This is a genomic window from Candidatus Hydrogenedentota bacterium, assembly GCA_016791475.1.
Taxonomy (GTDB): domain Bacteria; phylum Hydrogenedentota; class Hydrogenedentia; order Hydrogenedentales; family JAEUWI01; genus JAEUWI01.
Window position 1 is genome coordinate 1 of the sequence record JAEUWI010000114.1, and the last position, 1,042, is coordinate 1,042.

Sequence of the window (1,042 nt, forward strand, 5' to 3'; positions counted from 1 at the left end):
GAGCACGCCGAGCAGCACGTGCAGCACCGCGCCGAGCACGGTCAGGAACACCCCGAGGTCGAACAGCAGCGGCGTGCCCAGCGCCAGCCCGGCGGGGAAGATCCAGTGGCCGGCGAGGAAGGGGCCGCCGTGGAACAGCCCCACCAGCCCGGCGCAGGCCGCGACCCCCAGCCCGCCCGCCAGCATCGCCAGCGGCGGCACGCGCCGCCGCGCGCGCGCCCGCGTGGTGCCGAAGGCGAGCGCCACCAGCACCGCCGCGCTCGCCGCCACCAGGCCGCCGATGAAGCCGCCGCCCGGCAGGTTGTGGCCGCGCCACAGCAGCATCAGCGCCACCAGGGCGAGCAGCGCCGACAGCGGCAGGATGCCCTGGCGCAGCAGCACCGAACCGAAGTCCGCGCTGCCCGCGGTCGCGCCGCGCGTCCGCGCGCCGGGGTCGCCGCCGGCGAGCAGCCCGGCCGCCGCCAGCCCGGCGAGCCCGACGACGAGGATCTCGCCGAGCGTGTCGAGCGCGCGGAAGTCCACCAGGATCACATTCACCACGTTGGCGCCGTGGCCGCCCGGCAGGCTGTTGTCCAGGTACCAGCGCGCGATGTCGCCGGGCAGCGGCTGGCTCACCGTGGTCAGCATCATCGCCGCCACCACCGCGCCGATCACGATCGCCACCACGGCGTGGAAGCGCTTCGCCGCCGGCTTGCGCGAACCCACCAGGCGGGTCGGCGGCAGGCGGCGCAGCACCAGGGCGAGGAAGATCACCGTCAGGGTCTCGACCATCAGCTGCGTGATCGCCACGTCGGGCGCGCGCGCGGCGAGGAAGAACAGCGCCATGCCCAGCCCGCTCGCCCCCAGCGTGGCGACCAGCGCGACGCGGCCGGGGCTCACTGCGGCGGCGGCCGCGCCCGCGACCGCGAGCACGCAGCCGAGCACCGCGGCGAGGTTGATCGGGCTGGTGGCCTGCGGCCAGGCGAGGCCGTCGCCGGTCGAGGCGAACAGCCCGATCAGCGCGCAGCCGGCGATCGCCAGCACCAGCGCGCTGATGTGCTGG

General features: G+C 76.4%; 1 protein-coding gene. It reads right to left on the bottom strand.

Going from position 1 to position 1,042, the window contains the following annotated elements; all coding sequences use genetic code 11:
• A partial coding sequence (locus JNK74_28135; protein MBL7650059.1) for a DUF4040 domain-containing protein occupies positions 1 to 1,042 on the bottom strand: 1,042 nt, incomplete at both ends.